Below are 2,430 nucleotides of genomic sequence, written 5' to 3' on the forward strand. Positions count from 1 at the left end.
TGGGTGAGGGCGCTTTGCTTGCGAAGCACTGCTTCGCAAGCGCCCGAACGCCCAGCCGCCAGCGGCTGGGCCGGACCCCGGAGGGGGGGTTTACGGCGTGTCCTGACCACCCACACCGCCCCGCCAACCCACGGATCGCCCGCTTTTGACGTTGCCGTTGATTGCAGTAGGTGCAGGGCTGCAAGCCCTGCCGAAACCGCCCCCTCAGACCGTGATGGTCTGGGTCAACGACTCCCATGTCGGCGGCGCCGGCCACGCAGCCGCCTGGTTGCCATCCAGCACCCGCCGCAGGTCGCGCGGATCAATCTGCGGCGCCAGCACGTGCACCAGCTCCAGTGCGTAATCACGCAGCACCCGGTCGCGCGGCAGCACCGCCCACGCGATGCACTCGGTGATCGGCTCCGGGGCCGGCCACGAGCGCAGGTCCTCATCGTTGGAACTGACCGCCATCTCGGCCAGCAGCCCCACGCCCAGGCCCGTGCGCACATAGGTCTTGATCAGGTCGGCATCCAGCGCGGTCAACGCCAGGTCCGGTACCAGGCCGTTGGCCGCGAAGGCGCGCTGCAGCGAGGAACTGGGGCGGGTGGAGGATTCGTAGCTGATCAGCGGCTGGCGGGCCAGCGCGGCCAGGTCCGGGGCGCGGCCGGCGCGGTCCAGCGGGTGGCCCTTGGGCACCACCACCAGCCGCCGCCAGCGGAACAGCGGCACGGCGATGCCATCGGTCGGTTCGCCGCCGGCCGTGCTGATGATCGCGATGTCGGCATCGCCCTGGTTGAGGCGGTCGAGCGCGTCGGCTTCACCGGCCTGCTGCAGGTGCACGCTGACCTGCGGGTAGGCCTGCTTGATCGCCGCCACCGCGGGCGGCAGCACGAAGCGTGCCTGGGTGTGGGTGGTGGTCAGGATCAGCTGGCCCTGGCTTTCGCGCCGCTGATTGGCGGCGTAGGTGCGGATGTTGTTGGCCTCGGCCAGCACCGCGCGGGCGCGGGAGATCACTTCGGTGCCCGCCGGGGTCACCGATTCCAGGCTGCGCCCCTTGCGCACGAACAACAGGAAGCCCAGCTCGTCCTCCAGCTGCTTGAGCTGCTTAGACAGGCCGGGCTGGGTCGCGTGCACACGCGTGGCCGCGAGCGTGATGTTCATCTCGGCGTCGGCGATGGCGACCAGGTAGCGCAGCTGGGTAAGCGTCATGGCAGGCGGGGGCGCAAGGGGCGGAGGTCCACTCTAGGGTCTAATACCCTCACCAGCTTATAACCAAAGGTTGTTTAAGAAAGGTATCTGGTCATTTCCGGGCGTCATATGCCGGCGCTACGGTCAGCCGGCAGCCGCTGGCCTGAACGGCCAGCCTCCCCCCTTCCGCCCGCCGGCCCACGGCGCGGCCTGCTTCCGGAGCGCTTCCATGGCCCTGTACGACTCCATCCTCGACACCGTCGGCAACACCCCCATCGTCAAACTGCAGCGCCTGGCTCCGCAGGGCGTGACCCTGTACGCCAAGGTCGAATCGTTCAACCCGGGTGGCTCGGTGAAGGACCGCCTGGCGCTGGCCATCATCCTCGACGCCGAGGCACGCGGGCTGCTCAAGCCGGGCGACACCATCGTGGAAGCCACCTCGGGCAACACCGGGGTGGCCCTGGCCATGGTGGCCGCCGCGCGCGGCTACAAGTTCGTGGCCACCATGGTCGAGACCTTCTCGGTGGAGCGACGCAAGCTGATGCGTGCCTATGGCGCCAAGGTGATCCTGACCCCGGCCGCCGAGCGCGGCAGCGGCATGGTGCGCAAGGCGGCCGAACTGGCCGAGCAGCACGGCTGGTTCCTGGCCAGCCAGTTCGCCAACCCGGCCAACCCGGCCTACCACCGCAACACCACGGCGGCGGAGATCCTGCGCGACTTCGCCGGCAAGCGCCTGGACTACTTCGTCAGCGGCTGGGGCACCGGCGGCACCCTCACCGGCGTGGGCGAAGTACTGAAGGTCGCCCGCCCGCAGACCCGCATCGTGGCCACCGAACCGGCCGGCGCCGCGCTGCTGAAGGGCGACGACTGGAAGCCGCACAAGATCCAGGGCTGGACCCCGGACTTCGTGCCGGACGTGCTCAACCGCGACGTGGTGGATGAACTGCTGACGGTCGAGGACGACCGCGCCATCGCCACCGCGCGCCGGCTGGCAGCCGAAGAAGGCATCTTCGTCGGCATCTCCGCCGGTGCCACGGTGGCCAGCGCACTGGACGTGGCTGCCCGCGCCGAGCCGGGCTCGGTCGTCCTGGCGATGTTGCCGGACACCGGTGAACGCTATTTCTCCACGCCGCTGTTTGCCGATGTGAACGAAGGCTCCGACGACGACTGGCTGGCCGGCCTGCCGTAAGCCGCACCCAAGGCGGCAACCCACGGTAGCGGGGGGGGGGGGGGGGGGGGGGGGGGGGGGGGGGGGGGGGGGGG

The 2,430-nt window shown here is 70.1% G+C and carries 2 protein-coding genes; one reads left to right on the top strand and one right to left on the bottom strand.

Annotated features, from left to right (window positions below; all coding sequences use genetic code 11):
- Window positions 1-204: 204 nt before the first annotated feature.
- Window positions 205-1,188 carry a LysR family transcriptional regulator gene (locus IAE41_RS22160; RefSeq protein WP_200734587.1) on the bottom strand — a complete coding sequence of 328 codons (984 nt, stop codon included), beginning with the start codon at window positions 1,186-1,188 and terminating at the stop codon, window positions 205-207.
- 208 nt (window positions 1,189-1,396) lie between these two features.
- On the opposite strand from IAE41_RS22160, the gene cysK reads away from it, so the two are divergent.
- Window positions 1,397-2,356 carry a cysteine synthase A gene (gene cysK, locus IAE41_RS22165; protein ID WP_200734588.1) on the top strand — a complete coding sequence of 320 codons (960 nt, stop codon included), beginning with the start codon at window positions 1,397-1,399 and terminating at the stop codon, window positions 2,354-2,356.
- The last annotated feature ends 74 nt before the right edge of the window (window positions 2,357-2,430 follow it).

Origin of the sequence: Stenotrophomonas sp. S39 (assembly GCF_016624665.1) — a bacterium.
In the GTDB taxonomy this organism is placed as follows: domain Bacteria; phylum Pseudomonadota; class Gammaproteobacteria; order Xanthomonadales; family Xanthomonadaceae; genus Stenotrophomonas.

Excerpts from the sequence above, each read along its gene's own strand:
- cysK (WP_200734588.1), top strand. The coding sequence starts at position 1,397 with ATGGCCCTGTACGACTCCATCCTCGACACCGTCGGCAACACCCCCATC.
- IAE41_RS22160 (WP_200734587.1), bottom strand. The coding sequence starts at position 1,188 with ATGACGCTTACCCAGCTGCGCTACCTGGTCGCCATCGCCGACGCCGAG.